The following is a 15,909-nucleotide window of genomic DNA, read 5'->3' as shown; positions in this document are numbered from 1 at the left end:
TGGCGACACCGGAAGAGGCGGCGCGACCGACAGGTCAATGCGGAGGTCTCTGGCTTAGCACCACCAACGCCGCGGTGCCGCGGCTGCGCACGCAGGCGTCGTTGCAGTGGTCTTGCGCCGCGTCGGCGGAGGCCGCGCTGACAGCGGGCATCTCGTCCTGGCTGCCATGCGCGGTGGCAAGGTCGCCGCCCACGGCAATCGCCCAGGCCGCGCCCATCGCGGCGCCGGCCCCGGCCAGGCCCGCCGCCCAACGAAATCCGAGCCGCTTCATGCTGTCTCCTCCGCACCCTTGCTGGGTTTCCATGCTTTTGAAAGCATCGTAGTCAGCGCCGGCCCGAAACGCTTCGTCCGAGCAGACTAAGGGGTATCCCGCAGCAGCGCCGGATCGAAAGTGGCGTCGGATCGACAGGAGGGGATGGTGGACAGGGACGGATGCTGCGGCACATCGGGCCCTTGATACAGCCCGGCCAGCGCCGCGGCACAGCCGGACAGGCCAGACGGCGCCAGGTGCATGGCGTGCGCGCTCAGCAGGCCCCACAGGTGCGCCACCAGCAGGCTGGCCAGGCCGGGGGCCGGCAGCAGGTCTGCAAAGGTCGCGCGCAGGGTCTCGACGCCCGCCAGCACGCGGGCGCGCAGCGGGCAAAGCTCGCAGTCGTCGCCGCACTTGTGCTGCAGCAGCGCCGCCAGCAGGCTGACATGGCGCGCCAGGTCATCGCCATGGAGCAAGGCGGCCAGCGCCTGCTCCAGCGCGCCTGGTCCGCTGCCGGCGCGGCCCTGCGCCAGCGGCGCGAGGCGGGCGGCGAAGTCGGCTTCGGCGCACGACAGCAGCGCGCCGAGCAGCTCGGTGCGGGAATGGAAATGCCCGTAGACCGCCCCGCGCGTCATGCCGATGGCGCGGGCCACATCGTCCACGGTGACGCAATGCAGGCCGCGGTGCCGGATCAGTTGCAGCGCGCTGGCCAGGATGCGCGTCCGCGTGACGGCGGCATCCTCGCGGGTGTGGCGGGCCATGGGCGCGGCGGGCCTACAGGAAATGCACGTCGTCCGGCCCCCAGTGGGCGCGCATGCTGCGGATGCGGCCGTCTGCGCCGAACGTCATGATGTCGGTCACGTCGATGCGGGCCGGCCGCCCTTCCAGACGCGCGTGCACGGCAAAGGTCAGCGCGGCGGCGTCGCCGTGCGAGCCGCGCGGCGGCGCCACCACCTCCAGGCGCGCGCCCAGCGCGGTGGTGTGCTGGTAGAAGGCCAGGATGGCCGGCTTGCCGGCGATCGGCTGCGCGCCGACCGGGTCTTCGACGGTGGCATCGTCGGCGTAGAGCGCGGCAACGCCCTGCGCGTCACCGGCATTGAAGCGCTCGGCATAGGCGAGCAGCGTGGCTTTCATTGCGGCGCTATCGGGCATGGGGATTCTCCTTGTCTGGTGGTTCTAGCGTGCGGTGTAGCCGCCGTCGATCACCAGCTCGGCGCCGGTGACATAGCGTCCGGCGTCGGACACCAGGTACAGGATGCCCGCGGCGATGTCGCGCGGCTGGCCCACCTTGCCCGCGGGGGTCTGCCCGCCCAGGTAGTCGAACAGCGCCTCGCCCTGCCCCGAGGCCTGGGCCACGTGCTCGAGCATCGGCGTGCGGATATAGCCGGGATGGATCGAGTTTGCGCGAATCCCCTTGCCGGCATAGAGCATGGCATCGGTCTTGGCCATCATCCGCACCGCGGCCTTGGATGCGTGATAAGGCGGCACGTCCGGCCCGCCGGCGATGCCGTACATCGACGACACGTTGACAATGGCGCCGCCGCCGGCGCGCTCCATGTGACCGATGGCGTGCTTGGTGCACAGGAAGGTGCCGGTCACGTTCACGGCCATGACCTGCTGCCATTGCTCCAGCGCGAGCTCATGGGTCGGCGCATTGGGCCCTTCGATGCCGGCGTTGTTCACCAGGATGCCGAGGCCGCCGAAGCGCGCCGCGATCTCCGCGAACACGCGCTTCACGTCGCTTTCGCTGGTGACGTCGAGCTTCCAGAACGCGGCCTCGCCGCCTTCGGCGCAGATCGCTTCCGCGGTGGCCTTGCCGTCGGCTTCCAGCACGTCTAGTACCGCGACCTTCGCGCCGGCCGCCGCCAGCACGCGGGCGGTTTCCGCGCCGATGCCGCGCGCGGCACCGGTGATGGCGGCAACCTTGCCGCGCAGGTCGAACAGGCTATACGGGTATTCCATGATGTCTCCTGGGTCTTCTTGTGTGGACGTGCGAGCCAATTATGCCGCCCCGCCCTGGGCGGTATCCGCCAGGAAGCCGAGACATTCACGGTTGAAATAAGCGGCGTGCTCGACCATCACCCAGTGGCCGCAGCGGTTGATCATGACGAAGCGCGCGTCGGCGCAGCCGGCCAGGAATTTGGTGGCGCCCGAGGCGGGATTGAACTGGTCTTCCGTGCCCCAGAAGCCAAGCACCGGGCAGCGGATCTCGCCCAGCCGCTCGGTCAGGTTGGGCACTTTCATGGTGGCCAGCACCTCGCGCGGCTGCTCGCGGCACACCGCCATGCGCTCTTCGACCAGCGCGTCGGTGACCAGGCTGGCGTCGTGCACCAGCAGTTGCAGCAGCTGCCGCATGGTGTCCGGGTTCATGTGGCCGCCGGTAAACAGCGACACCATGCGCTGGATGCCCTCCATCTGGAAATAGGTTTCCCGCTCCTCCACGCCGCCGGGCGCCATCATCACCAGGCGGCTGACATGCTCCGGGAAGTCCAGCGCGTACTTCAGCGCGATGGCGCCGCCAAGCGAATTGCCCACCAGCACGCAGCGCGGCAGCTCCAGTGCCAGCAACTGCTCACGCAGCGCGGCGACGAAGAAGTCCAGGGTGTACTCGACATCGTCCGGCTTGGACGACAGGCCATACCCCGGCAGGTCCACCACCACGGTGCGAAGGCCCGCCTCGGCGAAGGCCGGCGCGTTGTGGCGGAAGTTGCTGTGCCCGCTCGCGCCCGGCCCGCTGCCGTGGATAAACACCACCGGCTCGCCGCTGCCGGAGTCCAGGCAGTGCAGGCGCAGGCCCGTTGACGTGGTGACGAAGCGCCCGACCGGCAGGTTCGGGTGTGGGGACAAAGGCGTGTGCTGTGACGTAGCGGACATGAGGGCGTCTCCCGTGGTTTGCCCAGCATATTGCGCAGCGCCGCCAGCGCGGGCATCGTTCATTCGGACTACGATCCGGACGGCCACTTCTCCTACGATGGGCGCTCCATGCATCAAGGGGGACCCATGACAGGATTCGACTACACCGGCCAGACCGTGCTGGTCACGGGCGGCATGCGCGGCATCGGCCGCGCCATCAGTGAGGCCTTCCTGCGCGCCGGCGCGCAGGTCTTCGTATGCGGCCGCACCGCGCCCGCCGACGACAGCGAAGTGCCGGCCGCGGATGGCCGCAGCGCCCGCTTCATCCCGGCGGACATCCGCGACATCGAACAGGTCGATGCCATGCTGGCGCAGATCGCGCAGGCCAGCCCGACGCTCGACGTGGTCATCCACAACGCCGGCGGCTCGCCGTTCGCGCTGGTTGCGGAGGCCTCGCCACGGCTGCTGGAATCGGTGATCCGGCTCAACCTGGTAGCGCCGCTGCAGCTCGCGCAGCGCGCCAATGCACGCATGCAGCAACAGGCCGGCGGCGGCACGCAGCTGTTCGTCGGCAGCGTCAGCGCGCTGCGTCCTTCGCCCGGCACGGCGGCCTATGGCGCCGCCAAGGCCGGCATCCTCAATGCGGTGCGCACGCTCGCGGTGGAATGGGCGCCCAAGGTGCGCGTTGCCGCGGTCAGCCCGGGCGTGGTGCTGACCGAGACCTCGCAGCAGCAGCACTACGGCGACCCCGAGGCATTGCGCACCATGGCCGCGACGGTGCCGCTGGGCCGGCTCGCGCATCCGGACGACATCGCCGGCGCGTGCCTGTTCCTGGCATCGCCGCAGGCGTCGTACGTGTCGGGCGCCAATCTCGTGATCGATGGCGGCGGCGAGCGCCCGGCCTTTCTCGACGCGGCCTCGGTCAATCGCGGCTGAGCGGCCCGCCTGTAGGGAAACCGCCTAGTCCGTTCTGCCGATTTGTGCATGGCTGGCCCTCTCTACGCTTGCGACCAGGCGAGCGCCATTCGAAGTGCCAGGCAATGAACCAACACCGACACCACGGGGAGACCACCATGCACCATCCACAACTCGGCCCACTGAAACGCCGCAACCGGCTGCGGCCAATCGCTGCCGCGGCGGCACTGGCCGCGCTGCTTGCAACGCCAGCGAGGGCCGGCGACACCATCGACCTTGGCCACGACACCACGCTCGACTACAGCGTCACCGCCTCCTACGGCGCGGCGGTGCGCACCGGCCACCAGAGCAACACGCTGCTGAGCCCCGCCAACATCAACGGCGACGATGGCAACCGCAACTTCAAGCGCGGCGACATGATCGCCAACCGCGTCTCGCTGCTGGGCGAAGCGCATCTCAAGCACGACGTCTTCGGCGCGCTGGTGCGCGGCAGCGTGTTCCAGGACTGGGCCTACAGCGGCACCAACTCGAACAATGCGCCGTTCACGGTCAACCACAGCGGCCCGTTCAACCAGTTCACCAACTCGGCGCAGGACTATCACGAGCACCGCGCGCAACTGCTCGATGCCTATGTCTATGGCGCGGCGCCGATCGGCAGCACGCAGCTGAGCTTCAAGCTGGGCAACCAGGTGGTCGCCTGGGGCGAGAGCCTGTTCTTCGCCAATATCGCCGGCGCGCAAGGGCCTGCCGATGCCACCAAGGCTTTCGTGCCGGGCGCCGAGGTCAAGGACATCCTGCTGCCGGTGCCGCAGGCGTCGCTGCAGCTGCAGGTCACGCCGGCATTCAGCGTGATGGGCTATTACCAGTTCACCTACAAGCCGAACCAGATCTTCGCACCGGGCAGCTATTTCAGCTCCACCGACGTGGTCGGCCCGGGCGCGGAGTTCATCATCGGGCCCGGCTTCAACATCCCGCGCGGCCCGGATATCCGCCCCTCGGACTGGGGGCAATGGGGCGTGGGCGCGCGCTTCCGCGTATTTGACAGCACCGAGATCGGGCTGTACCAGCTGCGCTATCACGACAAGAACCCGAGCGTGGTCACCTCGCTCTTTCCCACGCTGCAGTACCAGCAGAAGTTCTACGGCGGCATCAACCTGACCGGCGCCAGCTTCTCCACGCAGGTGCTGGGCGCCAACGTCGCCGGTGAAGTCAGCTACAAGGACGGCGTGCCGATGCTGGTGGACGTGGCCGGCTCGCCCACCGCGACGCGCGGCAAGGCGCTGCAGGGCCAGCTCTCCGCGATCTACTCGGTGGGCCCGACCTTCCTGGCCGACTCGCAGACGCTGCTGGGCGAAGTCGCCTACCTGCACGTGCTGGACGTGGACCCGGTGATGGGCTTCAGCAAGCTGTCGAACACCCGCAACTCGGCGGCGTTCCAGGTGGGCTGGTCGTTGACCTACAACAATGTGTTCGATGGCTGGGACATGAGTGTGCCACTCACCTACGCTCAGCAGTTCAGCGGCCAGTCGGCGGTGGCCGGCGCCTTCGGCACGCTGATGGGCTATGGCGACAAGCGCGCCAGCGTGGGGCTGACCTTCAAGTACCTGAACAACCTGGAGCTCAGCCTGACCTACGCCGCGTTCATCGGCGGGCCCAACATCGCCAACCGTCCGCTGGCTGACCGCGACTACGTGGCCTTCAACGCCAAGTACTCGTTCTGACCTTTGTCCTGACCCGAACTGCCGCGGCGCGCTGCCGCCGCGGCAGCGCGGCCCGACCCTCCCCTGCCATGAACGCCGACCTGATCACCACGCTCAGCAATGAACTCCACCATGCGCTGGTCACGCGCGCGCCGGTGCCGCCGCTCAGCGGCCGCGGACTGGGGCTCGACGTCCACGCTGCCTATCGCATCCAGCAAGGCTTTATCGCCCACCGGCTGGCGGCCGGCGACCGCGTCACCGGCAAGAAGATCGGCGTGACCAGCGCGGCCGTGCAGCAGATGCTGGACGTGCACCAGCCAGACTTCGGCATCCTGCTGCAGAGCATGCAGTACGCCGCCGGGCAGCCCATCTCCACCGATACCCTGATCCAGCCGCGCGCCGAGGGCGAGATTGCCTTCTTCCTGCGGCGCGACCTGCGCGGCCCGGGCGTGACGCGCGCCGATGTGCTCGACGCCACCGAAGCGGTGGCGGCCTGCTTCGAGATCGTGGATTCGCGCATCCGGGACTGGCGCATCCGCATCGAGGACACCGTCGCCGACAACGCGTCTTGCGGCGTCTATGTGCTCGGCGCGGAACGCGTCAGCCCGCACGCGCTGGACCTGGGCGCATGCGCGATGACGCTTGAGAAAAACGGCGAGTGCGTGGCCACTGGGCTTGGCAGCGCCGCGCTGGGGCATCCCGCCGACGCGGTGGCGTGGCTGGCCAACACCCTGGGCAGCTTCGGCATTCCGCTGCTGGCCGGCGAGACCATCCTGTCGGGTTCGCTGGCGGCGCTGATTCCGGTGCAGGCGGGCGACCGGCTGTCCATGCATATCACCGGCATCGGCGGCTGCAGCGCCGTGTTCCGCTGACTTCCACGACTTTCCTGACTTCCTGACTTTGCCAAGCGAGACCCCATGAACAAGATCCGATGTGCCCTGATCGGGCCCGGCAATATCGGCACCGACCTGCTCTACAAGCTGCGCCGCAGCGACATCCTGGAACCGGTCTGGATGGTCGGCGTGGAGCCGTCATCCGAAGGCCTGGCGCGCGCGCGCGAGCTGGGGCTGAAGACCACCAGCGACGGCATCGACGGCCTGCTGCCGCACCTGGAGGCCGACGATATCCGCATCGCCTTCGATGCCACCTCCGCCTACGCCCACGCCGAGCACTCGGCCAAGCTGACCGCGCGCGGCGTGCGCGTGATCGACCTGACGCCGGCGGCGATCGGGCCGTTCTGCGTGCCGCCGGTCAACCTGGACGCCCATATCGGCAGCAACGAGATGAACGTCAACATGGTCACGTGCGGCGGGCAGGCCACCATCCCCATGGTGTATGCGGTTTCGCGCGTGCAGCCGGTGGCCTATGGCGAGATCGTGGCAACGGTGTCGTCGCGCTCGGTCGGGCCCGGCACGCGCCGCAATATCGAGGAGTTCACGCGCACCACGGCGGGCGCGATCGAAGCCGTGGGCGGCGCGCGCCAGGGCAAGGCCATCATCGTGATCAACCCGGCCGAGCCGCCGCTGATCATGCGCGACACCATCCACTGCCTGACCGACGATGCGCCCGACGTTGCCGCGATTACCGCCTCGGTGCACGACATGATTGCCGAAGTGCGCAAGTACGTGCCCGGCTACACGCTGAAGAACGGCCCCGTGTTCGACGGCAAGCGCGTGTCGATCTTCCTGGAGGTCGAGGGCCTGGGCGACTACCTGCCCAAGTATGCCGGCAACCTGGACATCATGACCGCCTCGGCGGCCCGCACCGCCGAGTGCATCGCCGCCGCCATGCGCGCCGGCAGCGCGCAAGAAACCGCCAACGCCTGAGGAGCCAGCCATGGTCCAACGCATCACCCTGCACGACATGACCCTGCGCGACGGCATGCACCCGAAGCGCCACCAGATCTCGCTGGAACAGATGAAAGGCATTGCCCGCGGGCTGGACGCCGCCGGCGTGCCGCTGATCGAGGTCACCCACGGCGATGGCCTGGGCGGCGCCTCGGTCAACTACGGCTTCCCCGCGCACAGCGACGAGGAATACCTGCGCGCGGTGCTGGGCGAACTGAAGCAGGCGCGCGTCTCCGCGCTGCTGCTGCCCGGCATCGGCACCGTCGACCACCTGCGCATGGCGCATGAGATCGGCGTGCATACCATCCGCGTCGCCACCCACTGCACCGAGGCCGATGTCTCGGAGCAGCATATCGGCATGGCGCGCAAGCTGGGCATGGATACCGTGGGCTTCCTGATGATGGCGCACATGGCACCGGTGCAGACGCTGGTGCAGCAGGCGCTGCTGATGGAAAGCTATGGTGCCAACTGCCTGTATATCACCGACTCGGCCGGGCACATGCTGCCGCACGACGTCACCGAGAAGCTGGGCGCCGTGCGGCAGGCGCTGCGCCCCGAGACCGAGCTGGGCTTCCACGGCCACCACAACCTTGCCATGGGCGTGGCCAATTCGCTCGCCGCGATCGCCTGCGGCGCCAGCCGCATCGACGCCGCCGCCGCCGGGCTGGGCGCCGGTGCCGGCAATACGCCGATGGAAGTGCTGGTGGCCGTGTGCGAGCGCATGGGCATCGAGACCGGCGTCGACGTCTACCGCATCGCCGACGTGGCCGAAGACCTGGTGGTGCCGATCATGGACCACCCCATCCGCATCGACCGCGACGCGCTCACGCTGGGCTATGCCGGCGTGTACTCGTCCTTCCTGCTGTTCGCCAAGCGCGCCGAGGCCAAGTACCGCATCCCCGCGCGCGAGATCCTGGTCGAGCTCGGCCGGCAGCGGCTGGTGGGCGGGCAGGAGGACATGATCGAGGATACGGCGATCACGCTGGCGCGCGAACGGGGCCTGCTGGTGCCGTGACGCTGTCGCCCCGGCTTCGATCAAGCCCGGCGGCGCCGCTGCGCGGCCGTGCATGGCTTTCATCACGCACCAGAGAATGGAGACAGGTTCCCATGCTTCGACTTCCCACCCGCCTGCGGCTCGCTACCCTCGGTATCGCGGCCGCGGCACTCGCCGCCGCGGCCAGCCCCGCGCACGCGCTCAATATCCTGCTGACCAATGACGACGGCTGCGCCGCACCTGGCATCACCGCGGTCCGCAAGGCCCTGCAGGACGCCGGCCACCGCGTCATCACGGTCGGGCCGGCCAGCAACCAGAGCGGCTCGGGCGCTGCCTATGCCGTGCCCGACGGGCGCACCCGGCTGGTGGTCGATCCGCTCGCCGGCAGCGCCGACACCTTCTGCGTGCACCGGGTCAAGACCACCTTCGTCGCAGGCGGCGCGCTCAATGCCACCAACCCGGACTACCTGGGCAGCGGCTCGCCGGTTGACGCCACCGCCATGGGCCTGAAGATCGTCGGGCCGGAAAGCAGCTTCACGCCGGACCTGGTCGTCTCCGGGGCCAATTTCGGCGAGAACCTGTCGGACTCCATTCCGCACTCGGGCACGGTGATGAACGTGCTGTTCGCCGCGCGCCGCGGCGTGCCCGGCATCGCGCTGAGCGTTGGCGTGGACTTTACCGAAGCACGCACCGGCTTCGGCAGCACCGTGGCCGCGTTCCCCAAGGCCGGGGCCTTCCTGGCCCGCGTGATTGCCAGCCTGGAAGCCACGCGCGCAGCCGGCCAGCCATTGCTGCCGGTGGCCCACCCGCTGAGCATCAACTACCCGATCGCTGCCGGCGGAACCCCTGCCGGCGTGCGCCTGACCACGCCTGGCACGGTGGATTCCTTTACCACCGCCTACAAGCGCAATGCCGACAACACGGTATCGATCGACGTGGGCGCACCGGAGACCGAAGCGGCAGCGCTGGCGCGGATCGCGGAGACGCCGGCCTTCCTGGCCAAGTTCATCACGATCTCGGCGCTTGACGTCGACTTCCGCCCGACGCCGCTGGCGCGCGGCCTGTTCAACCGCTCGCGCCGCGAGCTGGCCACCCTGGCACCTTAGGCGGAGCAACCATGGGCAAGGACCTTCGATCCTGGCGCCACCTCGTGCTTGCATGCGGGGTCGCGGCGGTCGCAGCATGCGGGGATGGCCATGCGCCGGAAGTGAGCGGCACGGCTGCCGTCGGCGCCGCGCTGGCAGGCGCCACCGTGCAGTTGCGCGATGCGCAAGGGCAAGTACGCAACGCAACCACCGATGCCAAGGGCGCATTCCGCCTGGCCGAGGTGCCGGGCGGGGCGCTGATGGTGCGCTGCGAGGGCGGGCTTGCGCAGGGCGAGCCGAACCGCCTGCGGCTGCATGGCCTGGTGCTGGGCGGGCGCACCGTGAACTGCTCACCGCTGACCGAACTGGCCTTGTGGAAGCTGTTTGGCGGGCCGCCGGAACAGGCGTTCGACAGTTTCGGGCAGGCGCGCGCCAGGGACCTGTCCGCCGACGCCATGGCCGAAGCGGAAGCCGCGGTGCTGGCCGCGCTGGCGGCAGGCGCCGGGGTCGATATCGACCCCGCTGCCTTACCCCGGCGCTGGCATGACACGCCGCTGGAGGCCGGCAATGCCAGCGATCCCCATGACGCCGCGCTGGATGCGCTGCGCGACGCGATTGCCGACCAGGCTTCCATGGGCTTCATGGGCGAGATGGTGGTGCGCGGCGTGTGCGCGGCCGACGGAACCTGCGGGTGAGGCGGTTGCCGCTGCGCCGCCAACAGGCAGCCTGAAGCGGCCGGTTTGCCAACCGCAAACGCCGCCCCCTTGCCAGGGGGCGGCGTTTCTGCTTTTTATATCACCCCTGAATCTTTTTTTTAGACCCGGAGGAAATGTGGCTCGCGCGGTGCTTTTCGGGCATATGGGCAAGTGGACCGGCCTGCCGTCGCTGCGCGTGACGGTGGCGCCGGTGTCCGCCATCGACGGCCATCTGGGTGCGGGTCTCGGCCTTCCCCGGCCTGATGGCGATCGCCGGGGTGATGGCGGGGCTGGTGGTGGCGCTGTCGCTGTTCTGGACGCCCGGCAAGCTGGCGGCACGGCGCAACGGGAGCTGACATGCGGCGCACGCTGACGGGCCTGACCCGATGGCTGCTCGCCGGTACGCTGGCCTGTGCCTCGCTGGCCGCCACGGCTGCCGGCGCCCCGGCCTGCAAGTGGGCGGACTGGGATGCCTTCAGGCGAACCCTGCTGAGCGCCGACGGCCGCGTGATCGATGCCAGCACCGAGAACCAGGCCACGGTGTCTGAAGGCCAGGCCTACGGCCTGTTCTTTGCCCTCGCGGCCAATGACCGCGCCAGCTTCGACAAGCTGCTTGCCTGGACCGAGAACAACCTCGCCCAGGGCGACCTGATCGCGCACCTGCCGGCCTGGATCTGGGGACGGCTGCCGCCGGAGCAGGCCAAATCGGCAGGCAAGGCCGCGGACAGCTGGGGCGTGATCGATGCCAACCCGGCCTCGGACGCCGACCTGTGGCTCGCCTACACCCTGCTGGAAGCCGGCCGGCTCTGGCAGGAGCGGCGCTTCACCGCGCTCGGCACGCTGATGGCCCGGCGCATCCTGCGCGAGGAAACGGCGGTGCTGCCGAGCCTGGGCCGCACCGTGTTGCCCGGCGCGCAGGGGTTCAAGCTGAGCGAGCGCCGCTGGCGCCTGAACCCAAGCTATGTGCCGATGCAGGTCATGCGCCGGCTGGCCACGCTGCTGCCCGATGAACCGGCCTGGCAGCAACTGGTGGCCAGTTCGGCCAGGCTGATGCTGGACACCGCACCGCGCGGCTTCGCGCCGGACTGGGTGGAATACGAGACCGGGCGTGGCTTCCTGCCCGATGCGCAAACGCACGCCGAAAGCGCCTACAACGCGATCCGCGTCTACCTGTGGGCCGGCATGCTGGCCAGCGACGAGCCCCAGCGCGCCGCGCTGCTGCGCACCTTCACACCGCTGGCGGACTACGTGGCGGCCAAGGGCTTCCCGCCCGAACGCGTCGATACGCAGACCGGCCAGCCCGGCCCCAACGCAGGCAACGGCGGTTTCTCCGCCGCGGTGGCGCCCTTCCTGGCCGCGCTCGGCCGCGCCGGCCAGGCCAGCGCGCAAGCGCGCCGCACGCGCGAACTGGCGCAGCGCGAGCCGCCCGGCTACTACACGCAGGTGCTGACGCTGTTCGGCCTGGGCTACCTCGACGGCCAGTTCCGCTTCGCGCGCGACGGCGCGCTCGTCCCCGCATGGAAGACCGGATGCCCCGCGCGCTGACGGCCACGTTCATGCCCGCGCTGTTTGGCGCGGCCGGCAGGCGCTAGCGAAGAAGGCGCACGGAGGCCGAGGCTGGCATGGCTATCAAGATAGCCAGCGAAGCGCCGTAATCGCTAGAATGCGCGTTAATGCGCAGCGGTGCGCGTTGGTCTGATCCCGGAGCCGGCATGGAACCCCTCTCTTTTGAATTCGTCACCGTTGAGGAAGCAAAGAAGGTGCTGGACGGCGCGCCGCCAGTGCACGCCGAGCCTGACTGGAGCGGCGTGCGGCGCCCGCCTTCGCCGGAAGATACCTTGCTTACAGACGTCGCCATACGGTGGCTGGCGTCGCTGCCGGCCGAAGCGCGCCCCGTGGAGCTATGCCGCCGCTATGCGCGCATCGGCAACCAATTGGCTGCGCTATCTGTCAACCCGGCGGCTTTGCATGCTTTCCTGGTTGAGCTGCTGATCGACAAGCGCGGTGGGAGGCAGGGGTTTCCGGATGGGATTGCGTTTGAGTTGTCGCGGTTGCATGAGTATGTGGTGCGACTATTGCCTGGGTTAGGGGGGGAGCAGGGGTGGCCTGAGTTGGTGGATTGAGGTGGGCTGGGGTTGTTGTATGCCATGCGGTAGCGTGGCGCCATACGGTCGCTTATCGTCCTTAGCAAGCGTGGCTGTTTCGCCGGCGTAGCCGGCGAGTCACTTTTGTCCCGCCCAGGAGGGCGGAACAAGGCCGTCGACCTACGACAACATCGAACCAGCCCCCCAATGCCACCCTTTAAACCGTCGCCGCAGTCCCCAGAATCGCCGTAGCCTGACTCGACAACGTCCCCCCATTCCCATGCACAACGGCAACCTCAGCATCCCTCACCTGCCGCTCCCCACATTCCCCACGCAACTGCCGCACCGCTTCAATGGTAATGAACATCCCGTACATCCCAGGATGCACGCATGACAAGCCACCGCCATTGGTGTTCACCGGCAACCGCCCGCCCGGCGCAATGCCGCCACCGCTGACAAACTGACCGCCCTCCCCCTTGGCGCAGAACCCCAGGTCCTCCAGGAACAGCAGCGTATTGATGGTGAAAGCATCATAGAGCTCAGCCACGTCGACATCCGACGGCTTGAGCCCCGCCATGGCGAAGGCGCGCTCGCCGGATTCCTTGGCGGCCGTGACGGTCAGGTCCGGCATGCACGAGATCTGGCGGTGCCACGTGGCCGTGGCATTGCCCAGCACATAGACCGGCGGCCTGGCCAAATCCCTGGCGCGGTCCGCACGCACCATCACATAGGCGCCGGCACCATCGGTGACCAGGCAGCAGTCACGTACTGACAGCGGGTCCGACACCATGCGCGCATTGAGCACATCATCGATGCTGAGCGGGTCCCGCATCATCGCTTCCGGATTCAGCTGCGCCCACTTGCGCGCGGCCACGGCGACCTCGGCCAGGTGCTCGCGCGTGGTGCCGTACTGGTGCATATGGCGCGCCGCGGCGAGTGCATATGACGTGATCGGCTGCAGCGGGCTGTACGGGTGCTCATACGGCTGCGGGTCCAGCACCGCGCGCACCTTGGAGATGCCGGCGCGGCCAACCGTGGAGGTGCGCTGGTTGCTGCCGTAGCAAACCAGCACCGCATCGCACTGGCCCGATTCGAGCGCCATCATCGCCGGCAGCATGTGCGAGACAAAGCTGGAGCCGCCGATCATGGTGCTGTCGACAAACTTGGGCTTGATGCCAAGGTACTCGGCCACCGGCATCACCCACATGCTGGCGCCGACGCTGGCGGTGGCGATGCCGTCGATGTCGCGCATCGACAGGCCCGCATCCCTGACGGCAGCCTTGGCGGCCTCCACCAGGATTTCCATTTCAGTCTTGCCGTGGGCCTCGCCCAGGCCCGCCTGGCCGACCCCGACGATGGCGACGCTGCCACGCAAATTGGACAAACTCATGGCCTCAGCCCTCCACCGGATCGAACACGACGAGAGCGGCCTCGCCTTCCTTGCCCTGCGCCACGCGCGCCTGCACACGCATGCCGATGCGCACGCTGGCGGGCGCAATGCCTTCCACACGGCTCATCATGCGCACGCCCTCATCCAGGTCGACCAGCACCACGTTGTAGTCGCCGCCGGCATCCGGCTTGCGGCGGATCACGCTGGTGGAGTAGACCGTGCCGGTACCCTTTGGCTCGACCCAGGCGAGCGTGTCGCCGCCGCAGTGCGGGCAGATATTGCGCGGGAAAAACACGTGGCGCTTGCAGTCCTGGCAATGCTGGATGCGGAACTGGCCAGCGGCGAGCTGGTCCGCATAAGCCTTGTCCGGACCCACCGCCGCTTCTTGTTGGGGCATGGAGTCTCCTTCACTTTTGATGGTGCCGCCATGGGCCTTCCATGGCACGGCAATGAGCTTGCCGCAGTCTGTGCATTGCAACAATTCACATCTGCCGAAGGCTGGATTTTTGAATGCGGAAAGCGCCGCGCTCAGATCACCAGTTCGATCACAAACGGCCCCTTGCGCGCATTGGCCATGCGGAACAGGTCGGCAAAACTTTCCATGTCGCTGGCCTGCGCGCCCTCCACGCCCATGCCGTTGGCCAGCTTGACCCAGTCCAGGTCGGGATTGCCGATGTCCAGCATGTCCAGGGCGGTCTTGCCCGGGTTGGCCCCCACCCCCGCCAGCTCGCCCAGCAGGATGGCGTACTTGCGGTTGGCCAGCAGCACCACGGTGACGTCGAGCTGCTCGCGCGCCATGGTCCACAGCGACTGCAGCGTGTACATGGCCGAGCCATCGGCCTGCAGTGCCACCACGCGCCGGTCTGGCGCCGCCACCGCCGCGCCCACGGCCAGCGGCAGGCCTTCGCCGATGGCGCCGCCGGTCAGCTGCAGCCAGTCGTGCGGGGCCGCATGGACCGTGCCCGGATAGAAGGCGCGGCCGAAGCTGATGCTCTCTTCCACCACGATCGCCTGTTCGGGCAGCAAGGCGGTCAGCGTACGTGCCACCGCCTCGGACGTGACCGCGCCGCGGGCGGGCTCAACGGATGCGGGCGCTACGGCAGCCGGCAGCGGTGCATTGCGTGCACCCACCTCGTCGGCCAGGCGGGCCAGCGCTTCGGCAAGGTCTTCCTCCGGGCGTGCCAGCACGTGGATCACGGCATCTTCCGGGTACGGGCGCGGCGACTTGCCCGGGTAGGCAAAGAACGTCACCGGCGCCGGTGCGCCGACCAGGATCACGTTGCGGATGCCGGCCAGCTTGTCGCGCGCGACGTCGCCCGAATATGGCACGCGGTCCACCGCCAGGCGGCCGCTGCCGCGCGACACGCGCGCATTGGACATGGGCGAGATCAGGCGGGCGCCGGTGGCCGCGGCAATGCGGTGCGCATCGGCCAGCGGCGCCTCGCGCAGCGCGCTGCCCCCCAGCACCACCAGCGTGGGCTGGCCCGAGCGCAGCACGCGCGCGGCCTGCTGCACGGCGTCGGGCGAGACCTTGGGCACCGCCAGCGGCGGCAGCGGCGCGGCCACCACGCCGCCCGCATCCCAGCACACATCGGAAGGCAGGATCAGGCTGGCGACCCCGCCCGGCGCGGCGCATGCGGCCTGCACCGCGGACGAGGCATCGGCGCCGACGGACGCAGCCTGCGTGGCCGTGCGCGTCCACACCGAGACCGGACGGGCCCAGCCTTCGGTATCCGCGGTCAGCGGTGCGTCCAGCGGCCGGTGGTAGGTGGCCTGGTCGCCGATGATGTTGACCACCGGCGTCTGCGCGCGGCGCGCGTTGTGCAGGTTGGCCAGGCCGTTGGCCAGCCCCGGGCCGCAATGCAGCAGCGTGGCCGCGGGCTTGCCGGCCATGCGCGCATAGCCATCGGCCGCGCCGGTGACCACGCCTTCGAACAGGCCCAGCACGCAGCGCATGCCCGGGATGCGGTCCAGCGCCGCGACGAAGTGCATCTCGCTGGTGCCCGGGTTGGCAAAGCAGGTGTCCACGCCGTTGGCGAGCAGGGTCTTGACCAGGCTCTCGGCGCCGTTCATCGGTTGGGTAGTTTCCATGTCTC

The 15,909-nt window shown here is 69.0% G+C and carries 17 protein-coding genes; 9 read left to right on the top strand and 8 right to left on the bottom strand.

All coding sequences use genetic code 11. The features are described 5' to 3' along the window. Window positions 1–34: 34 nt before the first annotated feature. The 5 genes from AC3WVS_RS24765 to AC3WVS_RS24745 all read right to left on the bottom strand — a co-directional run bounded on the left by AC3WVS_RS24765 (window position 35) and on the right by AC3WVS_RS24745 (window position 3,124). Complete coding sequence (locus tag AC3WVS_RS24765) at window positions 35–271, bottom strand: hypothetical protein (RefSeq protein WP_492320724.1); 237 nt, start codon at window positions 269–271, stop codon at window positions 35–37. A gap of 86 nt (window positions 272–357) precedes the next feature. Beyond that, window positions 358–1,011: a TetR/AcrR family transcriptional regulator gene (locus AC3WVS_RS24760; protein ID WP_492320723.1), complete on the bottom strand. Its 654-nt coding sequence runs from the start codon at window positions 1,009–1,011 to the stop codon at window positions 358–360. 13 nt (window positions 1,012–1,024) lie between these two features. Further along, window positions 1,025–1,402 carry a nuclear transport factor 2 family protein gene (locus tag AC3WVS_RS24755; protein WP_492320722.1) on the bottom strand — a complete coding sequence of 126 codons (378 nt, stop codon included), beginning with the start codon at window positions 1,400–1,402 and terminating at the stop codon, window positions 1,025–1,027. 24 nt (window positions 1,403–1,426) lie between these two features. After that, entirely contained in the window at window positions 1,427–2,212 is a 786-nt protein-coding gene (locus AC3WVS_RS24750) for an SDR family NAD(P)-dependent oxidoreductase (protein WP_492320721.1), read from the bottom strand. 39 nt (window positions 2,213–2,251) lie between these two features. Beyond that, window positions 2,252–3,124 carry an alpha/beta fold hydrolase gene (locus tag AC3WVS_RS24745; RefSeq protein WP_492320720.1) on the bottom strand — a complete coding sequence of 291 codons (873 nt, stop codon included), beginning with the start codon at window positions 3,122–3,124 and terminating at the stop codon, window positions 2,252–2,254. Window positions 3,125–3,250: 126 nt separating this feature from the next. Here AC3WVS_RS24745 and AC3WVS_RS24740 point away from each other — a divergent pair, with 126 nt between their 5' ends. From AC3WVS_RS24740 to AC3WVS_RS24700, 9 genes are all read left to right on the top strand, one after another. After that, a complete protein-coding gene (locus AC3WVS_RS24740; RefSeq protein WP_492320719.1) occupies window positions 3,251–4,039 on the top strand; it encodes an SDR family oxidoreductase in 789 nt (262 codons plus the stop codon). Between the two features lie 137 nt (window positions 4,040–4,176). Next, window positions 4,177–5,739, top strand: a complete 1,563-nt coding sequence (locus AC3WVS_RS24735; protein WP_492320718.1) for a DUF1302 domain-containing protein — start codon at window positions 4,177–4,179, stop codon at window positions 5,737–5,739. Window positions 5,740–5,807: 68 nt separating this feature from the next. After that, window positions 5,808–6,590, top strand: a complete 783-nt coding sequence (gene dmpE / locus AC3WVS_RS24730) for a 2-oxopent-4-enoate hydratase (protein WP_492320717.1) — start codon at window positions 5,808–5,810, stop codon at window positions 6,588–6,590. A 45-nt stretch (window positions 6,591–6,635) separates the two neighbouring features. Next, a complete protein-coding gene (locus AC3WVS_RS24725; RefSeq protein WP_492320716.1) occupies window positions 6,636–7,544 on the top strand; it encodes an acetaldehyde dehydrogenase (acetylating) in 909 nt (302 codons plus the stop codon). Between the two features lie 10 nt (window positions 7,545–7,554). After that, on the top strand, window positions 7,555–8,580 hold the full coding sequence (gene dmpG, locus AC3WVS_RS24720; protein WP_035823796.1) for a 4-hydroxy-2-oxovalerate aldolase: 1,026 nt from the start codon (window positions 7,555–7,557) through the stop codon (window positions 8,578–8,580). A gap of 92 nt (window positions 8,581–8,672) precedes the next feature. Then, a complete protein-coding gene (surE, locus tag AC3WVS_RS24715; RefSeq protein WP_492320715.1) occupies window positions 8,673–9,665 on the top strand; it encodes a 5'/3'-nucleotidase SurE in 993 nt (330 codons plus the stop codon). Between the two features lie 11 nt (window positions 9,666–9,676). Next, window positions 9,677–10,339, top strand: a complete 663-nt coding sequence (locus tag AC3WVS_RS24710; protein WP_492320714.1) for a hypothetical protein — start codon at window positions 9,677–9,679, stop codon at window positions 10,337–10,339. A 357-nt stretch (window positions 10,340–10,696) separates the two neighbouring features. Next, window positions 10,697–11,884, top strand: coding sequence for a cellulose synthase complex periplasmic endoglucanase BcsZ (gene bcsZ / locus AC3WVS_RS24705; protein WP_492320713.1), 1,188 nt, complete (start codon window positions 10,697–10,699; stop codon window positions 11,882–11,884). A 167-nt stretch (window positions 11,885–12,051) separates the two neighbouring features. Then, window positions 12,052–12,462 (top strand): hypothetical protein, encoded by a 411-nt coding sequence (locus AC3WVS_RS24700; RefSeq protein WP_035823786.1) that lies wholly within the window; start codon window positions 12,052–12,054, stop codon window positions 12,460–12,462. 178 nt (window positions 12,463–12,640) lie between these two features. Here the strand turns inward: AC3WVS_RS24700 and AC3WVS_RS24695 are convergent, their stop codons facing one another. From AC3WVS_RS24695 to AC3WVS_RS24685, 3 genes are all read right to left on the bottom strand, one after another. Then, window positions 12,641–13,813, bottom strand: a complete 1,173-nt coding sequence (locus tag AC3WVS_RS24695) for a thiolase family protein (protein ID WP_492320712.1) — start codon at window positions 13,811–13,813, stop codon at window positions 12,641–12,643. A 4-nt stretch (window positions 13,814–13,817) separates the two neighbouring features. Continuing rightward, window positions 13,818–14,210, bottom strand: coding sequence for a Zn-ribbon domain-containing OB-fold protein (locus AC3WVS_RS24690; RefSeq protein WP_051591783.1), 393 nt, complete (start codon window positions 14,208–14,210; stop codon window positions 13,818–13,820). Window positions 14,211–14,341: 131 nt separating this feature from the next. Next, window positions 14,342–15,886 (bottom strand): acetolactate synthase large subunit, encoded by a 1,545-nt coding sequence (locus tag AC3WVS_RS24685; protein ID WP_492320729.1) that lies wholly within the window; start codon window positions 15,884–15,886, stop codon window positions 14,342–14,344. Between the last annotated feature and the right edge of the window lie 23 nt (window positions 15,887–15,909).

The organism is Cupriavidus sp. CPT47-8839-RL05A (assembly GCF_058792255.1).
Note: the sequence above shows the minus strand (reverse complement) of the source record. Positions and strands in the feature narration are given on the sequence as shown.